Origin of the sequence: Pseudomonas sp. BR20, assembly GCF_050780135.1 — a bacterium.
GTDB lineage: Bacteria > Pseudomonadota > Gammaproteobacteria > Pseudomonadales > Pseudomonadaceae > Aquipseudomonas.
Genome location: NZ_CP172012.1, coordinates 1,851,041 through 1,866,072, shown reverse-complemented (window position 1 = coordinate 1,866,072; position 15,032 = coordinate 1,851,041). Strand labels below are relative to the sequence as shown.

18 protein-coding genes are annotated in these 15,032 nt (G+C 58.7%); 5 read left to right on the top strand and 13 right to left on the bottom strand.

Annotated features, from left to right (window positions below):
- Positions 1 to 35: 35 nt before the first annotated feature.
- The 13 genes from ACHPFG_RS08390 to ACHPFG_RS08330 all read right to left on the bottom strand — a co-directional run bounded on the left by ACHPFG_RS08390 (position 36) and on the right by ACHPFG_RS08330 (position 12,171).
- A complete protein-coding gene (locus ACHPFG_RS08390; RefSeq protein WP_431702073.1) occupies positions 36 to 452 on the bottom strand; it encodes a hypothetical protein in 417 nt (138 codons plus the stop codon).
- 42 nt (positions 453 to 494) lie between these two features.
- The gene (locus ACHPFG_RS08385; protein ID WP_431702072.1) at positions 495 to 1,859 is read right to left on the bottom strand and encodes a S49 family peptidase; all 1,365 of its coding nucleotides are present in this window, start codon (positions 1,857 to 1,859) and stop codon (positions 495 to 497) included.
- Between the two features lie 2 nt (positions 1,860 to 1,861).
- On the bottom strand, positions 1,862 to 3,472 hold the full coding sequence (locus tag ACHPFG_RS08380; RefSeq protein WP_431702071.1) for a phage portal protein: 1,611 nt from the start codon (positions 3,470 to 3,472) through the stop codon (positions 1,862 to 1,864).
- Positions 3,469 to 3,690, bottom strand: coding sequence for a DUF6148 family protein (locus tag ACHPFG_RS08375; protein WP_074844112.1), 222 nt, complete (start codon positions 3,688 to 3,690; stop codon positions 3,469 to 3,471). The genes ACHPFG_RS08380 and ACHPFG_RS08375 overlap by 4 nt, the downstream gene beginning before the upstream one ends.
- 3 nt (positions 3,691 to 3,693) lie before the next feature.
- Positions 3,694 to 5,766, bottom strand: a complete 2,073-nt coding sequence (locus ACHPFG_RS08370; protein ID WP_431702070.1) for a phage terminase large subunit family protein — start codon at positions 5,764 to 5,766, stop codon at positions 3,694 to 3,696.
- Positions 5,729 to 6,223, bottom strand: coding sequence for a hypothetical protein (locus tag ACHPFG_RS08365; protein WP_092484766.1), 495 nt, complete (start codon positions 6,221 to 6,223; stop codon positions 5,729 to 5,731). The genes ACHPFG_RS08370 and ACHPFG_RS08365 overlap by 38 nt, the downstream gene beginning before the upstream one ends.
- A 209-nt stretch (positions 6,224 to 6,432) precedes the next feature.
- The gene (locus ACHPFG_RS08360; RefSeq protein ID WP_141605306.1) at positions 6,433 to 7,164 is read right to left on the bottom strand and encodes a hypothetical protein; all 732 of its coding nucleotides are present in this window, start codon (positions 7,162 to 7,164) and stop codon (positions 6,433 to 6,435) included.
- Between the two features lie 19 nt (positions 7,165 to 7,183).
- Positions 7,184 to 7,528, bottom strand: a complete 345-nt coding sequence (locus ACHPFG_RS08355; protein WP_065927355.1) for a phage holin family protein — start codon at positions 7,526 to 7,528, stop codon at positions 7,184 to 7,186.
- 58 nt (positions 7,529 to 7,586) lie between these two features.
- Positions 7,587 to 7,886, bottom strand: coding sequence for a hypothetical protein (locus ACHPFG_RS08350; protein ID WP_092484772.1), 300 nt, complete (start codon positions 7,884 to 7,886; stop codon positions 7,587 to 7,589).
- Between the two features lie 526 nt (positions 7,887 to 8,412).
- On the bottom strand, positions 8,413 to 8,751 hold the full coding sequence (locus tag ACHPFG_RS08345) for a hypothetical protein (protein ID WP_409563889.1): 339 nt from the start codon (positions 8,749 to 8,751) through the stop codon (positions 8,413 to 8,415).
- 17 nt (positions 8,752 to 8,768) lie between these two features.
- Positions 8,769 to 10,991, bottom strand: a complete 2,223-nt coding sequence (locus ACHPFG_RS08340; RefSeq protein WP_431702069.1) for a VapE domain-containing protein — start codon at positions 10,989 to 10,991, stop codon at positions 8,769 to 8,771.
- A gap of 207 nt (positions 10,992 to 11,198) precedes the next feature.
- Entirely contained in the window at positions 11,199 to 11,708 is a 510-nt protein-coding gene (locus ACHPFG_RS08335) for a phage regulatory CII family protein (protein ID WP_074844100.1), read from the bottom strand.
- Between the two features lie 274 nt (positions 11,709 to 11,982).
- The gene (locus tag ACHPFG_RS08330; RefSeq protein ID WP_141605600.1) at positions 11,983 to 12,171 is read right to left on the bottom strand and encodes a Cro/CI family transcriptional regulator; all 189 of its coding nucleotides are present in this window, start codon (positions 12,169 to 12,171) and stop codon (positions 11,983 to 11,985) included.
- A gap of 98 nt (positions 12,172 to 12,269) precedes the next feature.
- Between ACHPFG_RS08330 and ACHPFG_RS08325 the strand changes: the two genes are divergently transcribed.
- The 5 genes from ACHPFG_RS08325 (at position 12,270) to ACHPFG_RS08305 (ending at position 15,003) form a co-directional block, all read left to right on the top strand.
- Positions 12,270 to 12,926 (top strand): S24 family peptidase, encoded by a 657-nt coding sequence (locus tag ACHPFG_RS08325; RefSeq protein ID WP_431702068.1) that lies wholly within the window; start codon positions 12,270 to 12,272, stop codon positions 12,924 to 12,926.
- A gap of 266 nt (positions 12,927 to 13,192) precedes the next feature.
- On the top strand, positions 13,193 to 13,756 hold the full coding sequence (locus tag ACHPFG_RS08320) for a hypothetical protein (RefSeq protein ID WP_431702067.1): 564 nt from the start codon (positions 13,193 to 13,195) through the stop codon (positions 13,754 to 13,756).
- A gap of 9 nt (positions 13,757 to 13,765) precedes the next feature.
- The gene (locus tag ACHPFG_RS08315) at positions 13,766 to 14,056 is read left to right on the top strand and encodes a phage antirepressor KilAC domain-containing protein (RefSeq protein ID WP_419480624.1); all 291 of its coding nucleotides are present in this window, start codon (positions 13,766 to 13,768) and stop codon (positions 14,054 to 14,056) included.
- Positions 14,057 to 14,218: 162 nt separating this feature from the next.
- Positions 14,219 to 14,686, top strand: a complete 468-nt coding sequence (locus tag ACHPFG_RS08310; RefSeq protein WP_141605297.1) for a hypothetical protein — start codon at positions 14,219 to 14,221, stop codon at positions 14,684 to 14,686.
- Positions 14,683 to 15,003, top strand: a complete 321-nt coding sequence (locus tag ACHPFG_RS08305) for a pyocin activator PrtN family protein (protein WP_431702066.1) — start codon at positions 14,683 to 14,685, stop codon at positions 15,001 to 15,003. The genes ACHPFG_RS08310 and ACHPFG_RS08305 overlap by 4 nt, the downstream gene beginning before the upstream one ends.
- The last annotated feature ends 29 nt before the right edge of the window (positions 15,004 to 15,032 follow it).

Here is a 15,032-nt window from a genome sequence, read left to right as displayed (position 1 = left end):
TACGGTCAGAAAAAAAGAATGGATTGAGTGATGCGTTACGCCGCGACAGGGACGGCCTGGGCGGTGAACTTAACGATGCCGACGCCAGTACGCGCGAACCGGTGAACATGCCCGATCAGGCTGTTACCGGCGGCGGTGAGCAGAAACGTGCCGCTGTCGCTGGCATACACCGGCTTACCGATGTCGGTGATCGCCAGCGCAGTGACGGGCAGTTCAACTTTGCCCTCTTCGCGAAGACGCACACGCGCTGCAGCAGCTGCACCGATTCGATTGTCGACGCCGCGATCGGCGAAGCCCACGAATAGATCCCCTGCCGCCAGAGGACGCGCAAGGCCGTTAGCCGCGACAATGCCAACCGCCGAGCCTTCGAAAATCTGCACACCGGCCGCAACAGACAAATCGTTAATTTCCCCGATCTCGTAAGCGCGGGGGGTATCGAGTGTAAGAGGCATAGGATTCTCCAGAGCCATGGGTGGAAAGGGGTTACCCGGTACTTACTTTTTCAGGACCTTGACCAGACCCCGCTCGGTGGCCTTGCGGTAGCCGTGATAGGCCTCGAAGGTGCCAAACTCGGCGCGCAGCTCCTTGTCGCTGTCCCAAGTCGCCTTGGCACGCTCCTCCAGCGGCGCCTCTGGATCCTCCTTCACAGCCTCAGGGGCTGCCGGTGGCGTCAGCGCATTGGGCACAGGCGCAGGCGCCTGGGCACGAATGTCGGCCAGGGCACCGGCACGTTTGGTTTTTTCGGCGCCGATAACCTGCGCCGCCGCTTCGGCACCGCTGGTTTTGCCGTCGAACTTGAGCGTGGCAATCAGCTCTTCGTGTCCGGGCAGTGCGGCGGCCTCCACCGCCTGGATGCGTTCGCACTCGGCGCGGGCGCCGGCAGCTGCACCAGCGGCATGCGCGTCATGTTCCAGGCTGGCCAGCAGCTCGGCATGATTCGCGGCCAGGTATTCGCGGTTGATAACGGGTTTGTCTGCAGTCGGCGCGGGGGCGTTACTGCTGGTGGTGGTGGACATAGGTTTTTCTCCAAAAGAACTGCTGTTGAACTCGGCGATGAGTTGTTCAAGGGTGGATTCACGGTCGGCCATGCCCAATGCCACGGCATCGGAGCCAATCCGCATATCGCCCTGGCCGAAGTCGGCCAAAACGGTTTCAACACTGAGGCCACGGTAATTGGCGACGTCCTCGACAAAGATGTCAGTGAGCCGGTCGACATGGGCCTGAGCGACAGCACGTCCTGATTCAGTGCTGAAGTCAGGGCGCTTTTTCGGGCTCTGGCTGCTGACGATCTCAAAACTGCCGTCGTCGTCGCTTTTACGCACCGTCAGCACCGTGCCGATGGAGCCCACAGCGCCGGTGCGGCTCATGACGATTTCATGGGCTGCTGCAGCTATCCAGTAGCCAGCGCTGGCCGCGTTACCGGACACATACGCAACCACCCTTTTGGGCGAGGCGCGGATCATCTGGCCGAATTCAGCGATGCCACTGGCAATACCACCGGGGGTGTCCATCACAAGGATGATGGTGTCGGTGCGCGGATCGTCGACGGCGGTAGTGAACTCCTTGGCCAGCACATCCAGCGACGTCGCACCGGACAGCGCCGTGAACAAGTTGGCGTAGCGGAACACCGGGCCGGTAACGGGCAGCAATGCCACATTGCCGCGCTGGGTCACCGCGCGGCTGTTCTGCAAGGGTTTGCCCTGCCTGGCCTCCAAGGCTTCCGGGCCTTCATGCTCCCGGCGGGCGATGGCGGTGATGGTCTGCAGCATGTCCGGGGTGATAGCCCAGGGCTCACGTGATACCAGGTCGAACGCCGTCACCCGGTGCACGGGAGGTGCATCGGTTGGGTTGTCGCTCATAGCTAGGTCCGTTCAGGAAGATCAGGATTGGCCGCAGGCTCATCCTCGGGGCGAGCCGTTGGTGACACGGATAGGCCGTCATCGCGCCTACGCTTCACTTCAAGCGCACGCTGTTCGTGGTTCTCTTCCCAGTCGCTACCGTCGTAAAGCATGGATTCCTTGGCGAGCGTGCTGACGCCAATATCGATGCGCTTTTCGGCGGCATTGATGTCTTTGAGCGGATCTACGGTGCCAGGACCATCCCCCACCCATAGCGACCCGCTGTACGCATAACGCAGCAACGGGTGGTCGAAAAACCCAGGAGCCTCGATGTCTCCCTGTGCCACGGCCTCTTCAAGCCAATGCTCGTACACGGGCTGGCAGAAATGCTGGCCCAGGAAGTCACGGCAACCGCGAACGAATTGCCAAGCCTCCATCACCGCAGCACGCGCGGCGGTGTAACTGGCGGTAAAGTGCTTGATCAGCACCTCATAGGGCAGCTCCAGTGCCATGCCGATCTGCCGGAGCATGGCGAGCACGAACGGGTCGAATGCCATGTTCGGGCGACCGGGTGATGCGGTATCGATCGACGCACCGTCGTCCAGCTCGGCGACAATGCCGCCACTGAGTGAGCCATCCCAACCGCCCTGGTCTCTCCCGGCGGGTTTATCGCCACCGACCGGTGTGTTGCCAGTAACGGCCGATGCCAGAGGGCTCAGATTGCCGCCCTGCCCCGGCTTGATGAACACGGCGAAGAACGCAGACACCACCGCCGCTTCCAGCTCGGCATCGGTGTAACGGTCCAACTGCTTGAGCTTCTCGATCACCGGCGCCAAGTACGGCACACCGCGTGGCTGGCCCACCCGACGACGCCGGTACACATGCAGCAGCACGCGACCGCCACGCTCATTGAAGAACGGACGGTCATCCCAAACGCGCTCTTTGACGCCGAGTGCCCCGGGGTGACTGCGCAAAATGTGAGCCTTGATCGGTGCACCATCGGCGTCACGCTCAATGCCGGCCGTGAGGGCTTCCGTGTCGGCCTTGTTGCTAGGGTTACAAACCCGGTCGGCCTCAATCAATTGGATGCACGCCGAGTAGTGCTGACCCGTTTGTTCTTTGTGCGTGAGCAACGTAAAGACGTCACCGCTGCTCAGCACAGATCGCCAGGTCAGATCCTGCAGACCATAGAAATTCTGCTCGCGGGTGATGTCGCAGCTGGTGGTTTCCGCCCAGGACTTGAACAGCGATTCGGTTTTGCGCTGCCACTCCCTGGCTTGGTCTTCGTCCCAGCCCAAAATCGAGCGATTGACCACTGACTTAAGCGCCAGGCCGGTGCCGACCGTTTTCGTCGTCACCGTATTGATCGCACCACCACCGATGGGGTTGTTGCGTTCAAGGTCTCGGCAGCGTTCGCGAAGCGTGGGCAAGTCGGGCAGCAGATCTGCTGCCGCACTGCCTGCCGTCGGGGTCCAGGCGCTCAACGTGCGCTTGGACTTCGACGCGCCGCTGTAACCACCCAAGGCGGTCATGGTCAACCGGGCGTGCATGCGCTTGGCGCCGCGCTCGGGGCTTAGCCAAGTGATGGCCTTATCCAGCAGCGTCGGCTCTGGCACTTTCGGCGAGCGGCTCATCGCGGCGTAATCCCACGCAGGACGATCCCCCGAGTGCGACCGCTCTCCAGGCGATCAACTTGCTGTTGCCAGTAGTCGATCGTCTTGGTGATTTCGGCAAGGTCGGCGTATTCCAACTGCCGGGTGCCGATGCGATAGCTCTGCTTTTGGCTGACCTTCATGCTCGCATCGAGCCAGGCTTGCAGCTGGCCCTGCGCTTGTTCCAGGGTGATAGCCATGAATTAATTCCTGCGTTGGGAGAGCACGCGCATTGCACTACGGCGCCCAGAAACAACTCTCCCGCCAGAGGGCGGGAGATTAGGTGGTTCGACTGGTGGTGTAGGTTCCGGACTGGTCCCGTCCGTTTCGGGAGCGGGTTCTGACTCGGATTGATCCGGCTCGGGTGGGTCAAACAACGCACCCTGACGGATCTGTGCATCGAGCCCAGCCCAGTCTTGCTCCCGCATCAAATGCGTTTTCAGGGAGCGGGCCGCGTGCAACGCATACGTCTCGCAGTCGGTACCTTCGTTCGGTTGGCCGGCCTTTTTCTGCCAGACCTTGCGGTAGTGGTGTCGCCGGCTGGGCGCCTTCACTTCGGCGGTGATCTGCCGGAAATAATCCGGGCGCACCGTTTTGTAAAAGTGCATCCGACCAGGACCATCACCGGTCAATGGCAGACGGCCCTCAATCCAAAGATCCTTGGCCCGCGAGGTGCCGACGATGTAAGGGCGCAGGCCGTACTTCGAGGCCTTTTGTTCTTTGTCCGTATCGACGCCCTGCCGAGGTGCGCTGAAGATCTCCCGACGCTCATCGTCGCGTGTGTTGCCGCGCTCGCTCGCGCCCTTGATCGCCATCACACCATTGCGCTGATGCTTACGGCAAAACGCATACGCCGCGTCCTGGGTGATGGTGCCGTCCGAGGTATCCAGCGAAGTAGCCAGTACTCTCAGCTTGGCGCCGCAGGCGTGTGAAATCGGCGCAAACAGCAACTTTTCCAGATCCAGCCAGACGCCCTGGTCAGGCAGCACCACTTCGCCGTAGATCTCGCCCCAGTAGATCAGCCAGGATTCCTCACCTCGGCCCCAGGCCCGCATCACCACCGCCAGGCGATCGTGCTGCACATCGACACCGGCGGTGATCACCAGGCCCTCCATGGGCACGAACATTTCCGGGTAGTCCTCCGCTCGCTCAGCCAGTTTATCGGCCTCAGGCAGGTCGGATTTGTACTCGTAGGCACGGCCCTGTTTCTGGTTGACGAACTTGATCAGCAACGACAGGTTGCCAATCGACGCCTGGTGTTCGGCGTTGAGTTTCTCCCGCACGATGTCGGCCAGGCTGGTACCGGGCAGGCACGCGTACAGTTCGTTCAGCTCAATGAATCCGGCACGACCAGCAAAGGGTTTAGTCGGTACCCAGCCGCAATAAGGGTCGCCGGCATCAATCGCATTGAACACTGTGTTGCGGATGTTCTCTTTGCGCTGGTAGTCGTCCCAAATTTCGCCACAGTGCGGGCAACCGTAGCCGGCGGTCTCTGGATCCGCACGGCCGTAGATCTCGTGTGGCTGGGCGTCCTCTTCAATGTCGAGCCACTTGATATGGGCAAAGTCCAACACATGCGACTGGCCGCAGCTGTGGCAGATGATTGGCAACACCCGGCAATCGGTCTGGGCCAGGCGCGCTTCGGTCTTGCTCGCGCCCTTGATCGCCGGCGTACCGCCCACCAGCATCTTGGAGCCGGGGTAGCGCTTGCCGCGCTCCTCGAGCAGGGCGATCGCATCACCCTGCCCCTTCACGTCGTCGCTGGTGTCGTCCGGTTCCTCCACCACCGACAAGCCCACCGACGACGTGGACTTAACGTTGCCTGGAGAGTTCGACGCCACCAGTTTGAGGAATCCGCCCGGGAAGGTCTTATGGTCCCAACGGTTGCCCGAGGTGCGGCTGACGTCGACTGGCATCAGCTTGGCCACCTCAGTGTTCGCCGTTACACCGAACTTGAGCTTTTCGTCATGAAAGTTTTTGCCGTCCTTTTCCTTGGCGAACAGAATCATGATCGGGCGCGGTAGGTTATGGATGAACTTGAACAGGTAGCCGATCAAGAACCACGTCCAGCCGATCTGCGCCGCTTTCATCAGATCCACCTCGCTCACCCGGGGATCATCTAGGGCGGCGGCGACGCCAAGGAAGTAAGGCGTGTATTGGAAATCGTACAGGCCATGCAGCACGCCGCTTTCAGCGGGCAGGTAAAACTCGGTGCTCAGGTAGTGCGCGGTCGGGATGTCACGCGGCGGGTTGAATTTCCCCGCTGCTGCCGACAAGCTCCGCGCCAAGTTTTCGCGCGTAGCCTGCAATTCGCTCGGTCGTAGGTCCAGCAACTTTGGCCACCACTGTTCGATCAACCGTGAGTTTCTGCACGTTCTCGATTTCCTGAATGATGCGTTCAAGGCCGCCCAGGTATTCCCGGTTTGCGAAACTGGCCCAGTCAGACAGCGCGCGCTCTGCCTCGCCGGAGGGAATCAATGAGCGCAGTTTTTCGTAATACACCAACCGTCCGTTGGCTGACTTCTGCTGCAGGTCATCGATCCGCGCTCTATTGAGTTCCTCAAGTTGGCTGCCCCCGCGCCCAGCGGCTTTCGCGCGTAAATCGCGGATATAGGCCGTTCGGATCTCGTCCATGCTTGCCGTTTGCCAATCCAGAGTCAGGCCCTTGAGCACGTCGCGGGCATTACGCTCGCTCATGTCCAGATGCTCGGCGATTTCATGTTGGGTTGGCATGATCTGGTCCTGTTGCTGGGAGGGAAGCGGAACCCCCCATGTCGGGTTGAATCTGCAAAAAAGTCGGGGTTCGAATTACCCCGATGGCCCCGCTGCCTGGAAGGACCCATTGATTTTGGATCGCAGGTCGACCTGTCAAGCCAAACCCCCGGCAAATCATTGAAAAATCACCGTTTTTATTAGAAAAAATGCTTTGAACCCACAAGAGGTCAGCCTCGCTCCATCTCCCGTGCCAGGGCACGTCGGAACAGCGGCTCGAACTCGGCTTCCGCTACGCGATTGGCTACCCCGTAGAAGTCAAAGCGCCGCCGATACGTCGGGCGCTTGACGAAGATCAAGATGGGCCGTGCCCCGTTGCCGATCCGTTGCCAGATACCCAAAGGGCCGGTGCCGTTGCCAGGCCGCCCCACGAAATAGTCCGGTGCGTTGCGGTTGCGGCGTCGGCTGCGCTTAGTGCGGTTTGCCATGAAGCCCGACACCCGCTCAGCTGCTCCGAGTGCGGACAGGATCTGCACGATCTGGCCGCGACTGATGTTGCCGTTGCCATCCATCCTGGCGCGCCGACCAGGGACGGCGTACATGTCCGCTGGCATCAAGCCGTAGTGGATCAGCGCTTTCTCAAATCGCTTATGTGGTCGGTTGCCACCGTCAATGTGCACCGGCAAGTACTTGGACGCGGGCACACCTGAGCTTGCTTCGTCCTTGATCCACACACGGGCAAACAGGCGGCTGGTCGTGGCACTGCGCTTGAAGACAGAGTTGAGCGTCCAGCGCGTCGGCCGATCAAATACCCGCTCCAGCTCGGCCTTCTCTGCCGCCTGTACGCGTTCAGCGGTGAAGGTCAGCGCTTTGGCAGCGGCTATTGGCACCTTCGACTTGCTGAGCCCACGCATCTCCCTAACGATCTTGTCGATGTTGTCACGCATCTCAAGTCGCATCATGGTCATTGCCCCTGGATGCTTATGGTCCAGCTTCACCGTTGGCTTGTGCTTCACGCAGACCAAGGCGCTTGGCCGCCCAGCGCTCGTACAGCCCGATCGCTACGTCTGCCCCTGCCATCGCCGTGAGGCATCCCAGCGCACCGGACGTCCAGATCGACATGCCTGCCGCATACAGCAGCATGATCGCCGATACCCCGCACACCACGCAGGCGCCGGACCGAAGGGCCAATCGTCGGATCAATGCCCAACCACGCGTCCCTTCCTTGTCCGCTCGCCACATCTCGCCCGACACACCGCCCACCAGGGCCAGGACGATCACTAACCAGATCGGCATTTCTGCCAGCGCTTGCTGTTCGTTCGTCATTGGTCTACTCCGTAAACGAAAAAGCCCTGCACTAGGCAGGGCTCAAAAACGTTGTTGTCTAGTGGATGGGGAGTTCACTGCTACGCGAACTCAACCTTCTACTTCTGTCGAGATAGTTATATCCCGCATTAGTGACGCGCTGGATACGTATATCCGGAGCGTCCCCTTCAACATTGATACAACCCAAATCTACAAGCAGCTCGATATGGCCATCCACGACTACACCGGACCAATGGACACACTCGGCGCTGGAGAATTTGCTGCGAATATCCTTCGCCGATAAATTGAGCTTCCAGTCATCGGAGTCCTTGATGCAGACGTCTAAGATTTTCACCAACAGCTTCTGATCTCGTTCCATTTCTCAGTTCCAAAAGAAAAATTGGCTGTACGAAGTAGTACGTCTGAGGAGAAATGAAAAAACCCGGCGCAAAGGCCGGGTTTTTGGTGAGATCGCTGTTTGCGTACCTCTTTGAACATGACTGATTTATACCCCTCCAGTCCGGTGGCAGCAAGAGCTCAGCGCTGCCACCCTGCAATCAACGGTAATCAACGGCAATACACCGGCAATCAACGGACATATAACGTTACTGGCTCTAGCGCCGCAGGCATGGACCCTCTTGTCCCACTGTTTTCAAGAGAGGCGCGACGTCTGAAACACCGATGAATCAAAGCGGCGCCCCTCCGTCCTACTATTTATTACTTTTTCCATGTAAAGGGAGAATTAATAAACGCTGCGCGTACGCGCGCGCGTATGTGGGTGTATGCGTCACATGCGGGAAAGATGCAAAAAAGGTGGGACGGTGGGCCATCATCAGTTAACACGCGGCGCGCAGATGAACCACCCGCCAAAACACTAGCAGGCCGTACAGGGACGCGCCGCACCATCAAGCTACGCGCTCCAGCAGCATGCCTGCGATCTCCAGATGTGCCGAATGCAAGCGCGCATAGAACTGCGTTCGACCACACCCGCAGTGCGCCCATTTCTGGCGTTCTACGCTTTCACGGTTCAGGTAATGCTCTTGCACCACTTGGGCCAGATGCCAGGACAGACGCTTGTTTACGATCACCTCAATGTCTGCACTCCATGGCAGCAGCATCTTCGAACCGCCGCGTGTGCCTCGAATCAATTCCCCCCGGCAATCGATCAATTGACCCAACATACTGCTGGCAGACCCGTCAGGGCCACCGCCACCGTGCATGTCGAGCGCCCATAATTTCAACATCTCATCCATTTCCGGGATCAAAATGCGGTCTCCTGCCTGGGCACCGCCGACCCTCGCTTCCACTCCGGCGGTTTCACATACTCATAGCTGCGCACACCACGCACACAGTTACCCTTGCGCCGGCGGGGCCAATTCATCCGATGCATAATCTTGCCGATGCGCATTTGCTCGGGTCTACCCCAGTGGCTTGGATCGATGTTAAGCGCATGCTCAAGCAAGTGCGCGCCCGTCACCGTATCGCCAATATGCTTGTCGGCCAGGTAGCCGACCACCAGGTCTTCCCACATATCTGCCTGATAACGCTGATCCTGCTCAGCTGCGAAAACATCAGCCTCATCGCGCTCCACCCACCAGATGTCACCTGCGCGAAAACAGGCTAACGCTTCGGCCCAGAGTTGATCACGGTCGGCTCGCAGTCCCTCTAGATCAACTTTAGTACACATTACCGGCCAGTAACGGCGGTTGCCCGTATCGTCCTTCAGGTACTCATCCTGGTTGGTCGTGCCGATAAAAACGCTCTGCCGGGGAACATCCAGCATCCGCCGGCCATAACTCTCGCGGTAGGTATCGATGGGCGATGAGACGAATTGCTTGGCCTTGGTCGACTCTGCCTTGTTCAGTGAGTCCAGCTCGGCCATCTCCACAATCCACTTACCCCGGATCGCCTGATAGGCGTCTTTGCTGCTCAGATCAAATGACGTATCCATGAACCACTCGCCGCCCAATACCCGCGCAGCCGTGGATTTCCCCTCGCCCTGCAAACCTTCCAAAATCAACATTGAGTCAGCCTTGCAGCCAGGTCGACACACGCGTGCCACCGCAGAAATCAGCCATCGCTTGCCCACCTTGCGGGTGTACGAACTATCCATAACACCCAGCCGATCCTGCAACCAACGTTCAAGGCGTCGCACGCCATCCCACTCAAGGCTTTCTAGATACTCACGCACCGGGTGGTAGGCGTTGTCATTCGCCACCGCACTTACAGCCTCAACAACGTGGGCAGTTTTCACTCGTAGCCCATAAACATCAGCAAGCCACAGCGCCACCCTGATGTCGTCAAGATCGGTCCAGTCCCCCTTACCCCCGCCATACGGAGGTGTACGCAGCTTGCGCGTCTTCGAGCTGAACGAATCCCAGGCGATTACGCCGGCCCAGCGTTTATCGTTACCCAGAATCAATGCCACATTGAATGGGTGTACGATCAATCCTCCTTTTTCAGAGTACTGCAGCTTCTCACGCCACCCCTCATCGGTAGAGGGTCGAACCACCGCCAACACCTGGCGGCGCACCGTGTCCATGCCCTCAGCACAGTGCAAGTCGTTAAAATCCGTCCAGCCGTCTTCCCGGTCGTTGTCGAATACCGGCATAACCACCTGCCCACCGACCACTACCGACGCATTGCCAGCCTTTATTACCCCCGCGTTATACGGGTGCCCATTCACTACAGTCTTCCAATCATCATCTGCGCAAAACACCAACTGCCGGCCGGGATACTTTGTGCGCATGGCTTGTGCCACCGGCAGCAAGTTGCCGGCATCAAAGCAAATGCACACCGTCAGTGAGGTCGCCATGTGCAGGCTGGCGCCTGTCGCGTATCCCTCTGCGATCAAAATCACGTCGCCCGGCTCTGGCTCCGGGCCGATCAGATGAAACGCGCCTTCTTTAGCCAAACCGTACGGCCAGTAGGTTTTGTTCCTGCCCGTAGCAGCCTGCTTTTCCGGGTACAGCACTTGTAGCCCGACAATATCGCCCTTCACATTGCGCATCGGCACGAAAGCCGTACCGCTCTTTGCCTTGTAACGCAGACCGATGCCGACTACCCGCTTGGCATCCAAGTAACACGAACCGCCCTTTTCAGATAGGTGCTTCCACATACCAGCAGCGCGCCGGGCGGCAGTGCGGTGCTTTCGGTCCTCAGCCAGGGCGGCCTTGCGCTGGCCTTCCTCGGCCCTGGCGCGCATCACCGCTCGATCTTCAGCGCTCAGCCGCCCGCCCTTTGGCTTGATCTTCTGCCAACTGCCCTTTTCACCCTGACGCCAGTCGCCAAAAGCGCCGCAATACAGTGTTTTGCCGTCACCAGTCAGATGCTCATAGATCACATACCAACCCGTTTTCTCCGGGGCCTTATCAACGCCGCACTCGCAACGCGTTCGCTTACCAATCTCCAATGGGGTTTCTGGTTTAAGCCCGTAGTCCTGCAACTGGGCCAACACATCATCGAGTAGTTCGTGATTGGTCATGCCCGTACCCCACGCCGGTCTGCCAGCTCCTGGCAGTCAGTGCAGCGCGTACAGCCGCGATCAAGCATTGCCAATCGCCGAGCCTCTAGGATGACATCCCCGCAGTCCACGCACTCGAGCGTACATTGGCCTGGATTGGCACTAGGACGCGCGGCCATCGCCACTGCAAGATTAAGAGCAATGACGTTATCAGCAACATCTGCGTTGTCAGACATAGGTCAGATCCTCCGCATGCATCTTGCGGAGTACTGCGCGCAACTTGAACACCGCCTGCACCATCCGCTCGGCCAGCAGTTCAAACTCAGCCAGTTCGTCATCGTCCAATTTGTCATCGGACAATGAGGTCGATACATGCGTGGCTAACTCCCCCTCACGAGAAAGCAACTCGCCAATGCCTGCCATTAGCGACTGCGCCGTATCGGTGTCGCTCAACTCGGAAACGTCGATTCCCACCCAACCGATGGGATGCAGCAACGCGTCTACGATGCGCGGATCGCGCGTGGCATCCAGCACCAGTTCAAGATCGCCAATGTTAGGCGTGTGGCTGGTGTTGGTCAGGCTCAGCTTATGATTGAGGGTGGTGGCGTTGCCGCCGTCGATAGCGGCAATGGCAGTGGCTCCGCCCGGATAATCACGTGCGGCGTGGAGCAAAGCTTGCGGTAGAGTCAACAGCGAACGCCGTGCGCGCTCAATGGAATTGAACTGTTTACGGTTCATGGCAAAACTCCAAAAACTCTGCCAGTGACCGCCGCATGCCTGTTTGGTACAGTTGCGCCGTGGTCACTCACAGGTGGTCGCATGCAGCCGGTTGCTCTGTGGTAGAAAACCCGGCTGCACCCCAATGGCAAGGCACACGCTCCGCATGTGCCCTGTCGTTACAGCCTGCAGACCGTGGTGGGTTAGCAGGCAACCCAGGGCATCCGTGCCTTGGGGGGGTGGTGGAACGGCGCGTTGTATTGGTTTGCTCCGCGCCGCTCTGCCTTTTACTTCGTTAAGCGGCCTGCTGGCTTGACGCTTTATCTGTCGCCCTGAGCTTTCCACCTGTAAGCACTTGAACCTGATACTGGCGTGACTGCGGCGGCTCAGAGCCCCATTGCGATACTGCAGCGGGAGAGACTTTCAGAGCCTCAGCCACTTTAGATTTCCCTCCGAAGAAGGCGATTACTTCTGTCGTGAGCATGGTGCTCTCCTGTTTGCCTGCCCAATACAGTAAGTACACTTAACTTATTTGGCAAGCAAATGAAGGACTCCAAACAAAGTAAGCCTTAAGCTAGCTTAATGAATACTCCAGCAGAAAGAATCGCATACGCCATTTCCAAGTGCGGAAAGAAAGCCAGCGTCTTGGCCATAGAGTCCAACCTGAGTGCTGCCAGAATTAGCCAGTTAGCGCAGGGAGACGGGAGCCTCAAGGCTGAAAATCTTTTCCTATTCGCACGCGCTACCGGGTTCTCAGCACAGTGGCTTGCCGAAGGCATAGGGGACAAATATGACGCCGGTGCCCTCGAGGAGGGCCATGTGCTGATTCCCCAATTCACCGCCAAGGCGGGTGCAGGCCCGGGTCATACAAACCACCACATAGAAGACCTCGGCGGCCTAATGTTTAGGAGAGACTGGCTTACCCGAATGGGCTTGAAGGAAAAGAACCTCAAGGTTATCTACAGCACAGGAATGAGCATGTTCCCGACCATTGCTGATGATGATGTGCTGCTGATTGACGAAGGCCAGCGCGAGCCGTTGAACGGCAGAATCTATGCAATTCAGCGCCCAGACGGAGACATCAGCATCAAGCGCTTAGTCCACACGCTTACCAACGGTTGGATAATTCGAAGCGACAACGAGGACAAACGCGCTTATCCGGATGAGAGCGCTACCGATACAAGCATTGGTCATCTACTCATCATGGGACGGGCCGTATGGCACGCTGGAGCCCTCTAGCTGTAGACCTCTTAACAAAATAGATTAAGCAATCTTGACTTCGAAAGTTAAGAGAACTTTAATTGCCTCACTCTCCCACCACAGAGCGAGGCAATTCCCATGCAAACCGCAACGTTGCACGTCCTACCAACGTGCCCAGAAAGCCGCGTTTTCGAGGTGCGCCGCCTAGCCATAATCCACGGCTGCGCCTTCGCCCCCACCAAACGCAAATCAACCACCAGCCCAACGCCTACCCCCTTCAATCCAGACGATGGAGGGCGTGCAGCATGAGCAGACTATCTCTCAACGCCAGCGCCTACATCCGTCTACAGGCCCAGGTAAACCTTAGCGGCACCTTCAATCACACCCTGCATTCGTGTGATGGCTGCCAATCCGTAGCGGCTCAGGTCGAGATCGAACAGTGCACCGCTGGCATAACGGTGATGGTGCGCATCTGCGGGACGCGCAATACCTCAGTCACCCTCGATAAGCACCGCAAAAACAACGCCACGCGCGTTGCGAGCTTTATCGAAGGTATCGCCAATGGCCGCAGCCCTACCGGTGTGCCTGACGTAGATGAGCACGAGGCTGTCAGTGACATAGAGGCGACGCTACGTCTGGCAATCCGCCGTGGGCGCGGCATTTACCATCTGATCGCTGACGAACTGGAGCCTTCTCTAAAGATACAGCGCAACCCACGCGGCGGTTTTATCGCCGTGATCGAAATCGACGACGACGCAGGCTGCCTACTCACCCTGCCCGCCGACAACCAGCGCGCTTACGTAATCTTGGCTGAAAACCTTAATCAATTCCTGCAGGGCTACCGCAACAGCCTCGCGGCCGCCGCTTGAGGTGTCGTCATGAGCATATCCCTCAAACGCGTAGCCGAACGCCTAGGTTTGGGTCACCGCGAACTGATGAAACGCATGCGCGACAAAGGCCTGCTGGATCAACACAACCTGCCAACCAACCCTGCATTGACCAAAGACTTTTTGGTCACCCGTGAGAGTCGCTGGTTTCACGAGAAGCATGGCATGCAATACAAGCGCACCACGCGCGTGACCGACATTGGTATTTCCTGGCTGGCCAGGCAGATCGGTATTGAGCGCCCAACCCCACCCGCCGCGCCTGACCCGCGAGAAGTCGCGTAATGAGACAGCCTGAAGCATGGCCGCGCCATTACGCCCGCCAGATCACAGCGATGCGATACCGCGAGGAACGCATTGCCGCGCTGGCAGAAGTACCGGAGCACCTACGCGATCTAGTACGCACCCACGTTGAGATCGCCTGGAACCACCCCCGAGGGAACACACATGGACCGCAAGCTGATTGACACCCTACTGATTGAGCTGCTGAACCTGCCCGAAGAACGCCGTACGCCCGAAAAAATTTTGGCCAACCTCACACTGGCCGCCACAGCTGCTGGCATTTCCCTCGAAGCCAGCGCCGCACCGCTGCAGATCGAACACCTACAACTGGCGGCTGCTCTTGACCATCTCGTCATCGATCTCGGCCCCAACTATCGGGCCCGCGCCATGCTGCGCCTCGGCTATGGCATTGAGGGAGTTGAGCTAGGTGCCGTGCTCGAACCGCTAGACAGCACCTCCCCACTGCCGCGCTTCGTGGCCTTTGGCAATACAGCACGCACAGCATTGGCAGCTATCAACCGCGATATTCGAGCCAGTAACCAACCCCATGCCAAAGCAGCGCCGCAACGTAGGCCCGGAAAGCTGACGCTCGGCACGCTCAAGGCCCAAGTAGATAAGGCGAACGCAGCATGACGGCCTCTGTACAGCGCGAACTGCGCCTGCCGATAGCGCCCAGAAGTCAAACCGTTGACCTGCTGTACCGAACCCTCGGGGATCTGCTCGTACCCGTCGAACAGGTACGTGAACGCTACTTCAGCAATCTCAACCAGGACAACTTCACTCGCGCACTGACAAGCGGCCGTGTAGCGCTACCCATCACCACTCTGGATACCAGCGCCAAGCGCCCCCGTTTTATCGACATCCGCCATCTGGCCATCTTCATTGATACCCAGGCTAATGCCGCAGACGAAGAACTGACAAACACTCAACCCCAGCCAGACGAGCGATGAATATTTAACCGACACACTTCGATAACAGC

Bases quoted from the DNA above. Each gene is read 5' to 3' on its own strand.
- ACHPFG_RS08390 (WP_431702073.1), bottom strand. From the start codon at position 452: ATGCCTCTTACACTCGATACCCCCCGCGCTTACGAGATCGGGGAAATT.
- ACHPFG_RS08385 (WP_431702072.1), bottom strand. From the start codon at position 1,859: ATGAGCGACAACCCAACCGATGCACCTCCCGTGCACCGGGTGACGGCG.
- ACHPFG_RS08380 (WP_431702071.1), bottom strand. From the start codon at position 3,472: ATGAGCCGCTCGCCGAAAGTGCCAGAGCCGACGCTGCTGGATAAGGCC.
- ACHPFG_RS08375 (WP_074844112.1), bottom strand. From the start codon at position 3,690: ATGGCTATCACCCTGGAACAAGCGCAGGGCCAGCTGCAAGCCTGGCTC.
- ACHPFG_RS08365 (WP_092484766.1), bottom strand. From the start codon at position 6,223: ATGCCAACCCAACATGAAATCGCCGAGCATCTGGACATGAGCGAGCGT.
- ACHPFG_RS08360 (WP_141605306.1), bottom strand. From the start codon at position 7,164: ATGATGCGACTTGAGATGCGTGACAACATCGACAAGATCGTTAGGGAG.
- ACHPFG_RS08355 (WP_065927355.1), bottom strand. From the start codon at position 7,528: ATGACGAACGAACAGCAAGCGCTGGCAGAAATGCCGATCTGGTTAGTG.
- ACHPFG_RS08350 (WP_092484772.1), bottom strand. From the start codon at position 7,886: ATGGAACGAGATCAGAAGCTGTTGGTGAAAATCTTAGACGTCTGCATC.
- ACHPFG_RS08345 (WP_409563889.1), bottom strand. From the start codon at position 8,751: ATGTTGAAATTATGGGCGCTCGACATGCACGGTGGCGGTGGCCCTGAC.
- ACHPFG_RS08340 (WP_431702069.1), bottom strand. From the start codon at position 10,991: ATGACCAATCACGAACTACTCGATGATGTGTTGGCCCAGTTGCAGGAC.
- ACHPFG_RS08335 (WP_074844100.1), bottom strand. From the start codon at position 11,708: ATGAACCGTAAACAGTTCAATTCCATTGAGCGCGCACGGCGTTCGCTG.
- ACHPFG_RS08330 (WP_141605600.1), bottom strand. From the start codon at position 12,171: ATGCTCACGACAGAAGTAATCGCCTTCTTCGGAGGGAAATCTAAAGTG.
- ACHPFG_RS08325 (WP_431702068.1), top strand. From the start codon at position 12,270: ATGAATACTCCAGCAGAAAGAATCGCATACGCCATTTCCAAGTGCGGA.
- ACHPFG_RS08320 (WP_431702067.1), top strand. From the start codon at position 13,193: ATGAGCAGACTATCTCTCAACGCCAGCGCCTACATCCGTCTACAGGCC.
- ACHPFG_RS08315 (WP_419480624.1), top strand. From the start codon at position 13,766: ATGAGCATATCCCTCAAACGCGTAGCCGAACGCCTAGGTTTGGGTCAC.
- ACHPFG_RS08310 (WP_141605297.1), top strand. From the start codon at position 14,219: ATGGACCGCAAGCTGATTGACACCCTACTGATTGAGCTGCTGAACCTG.
- ACHPFG_RS08305 (WP_431702066.1), top strand. From the start codon at position 14,683: ATGACGGCCTCTGTACAGCGCGAACTGCGCCTGCCGATAGCGCCCAGA.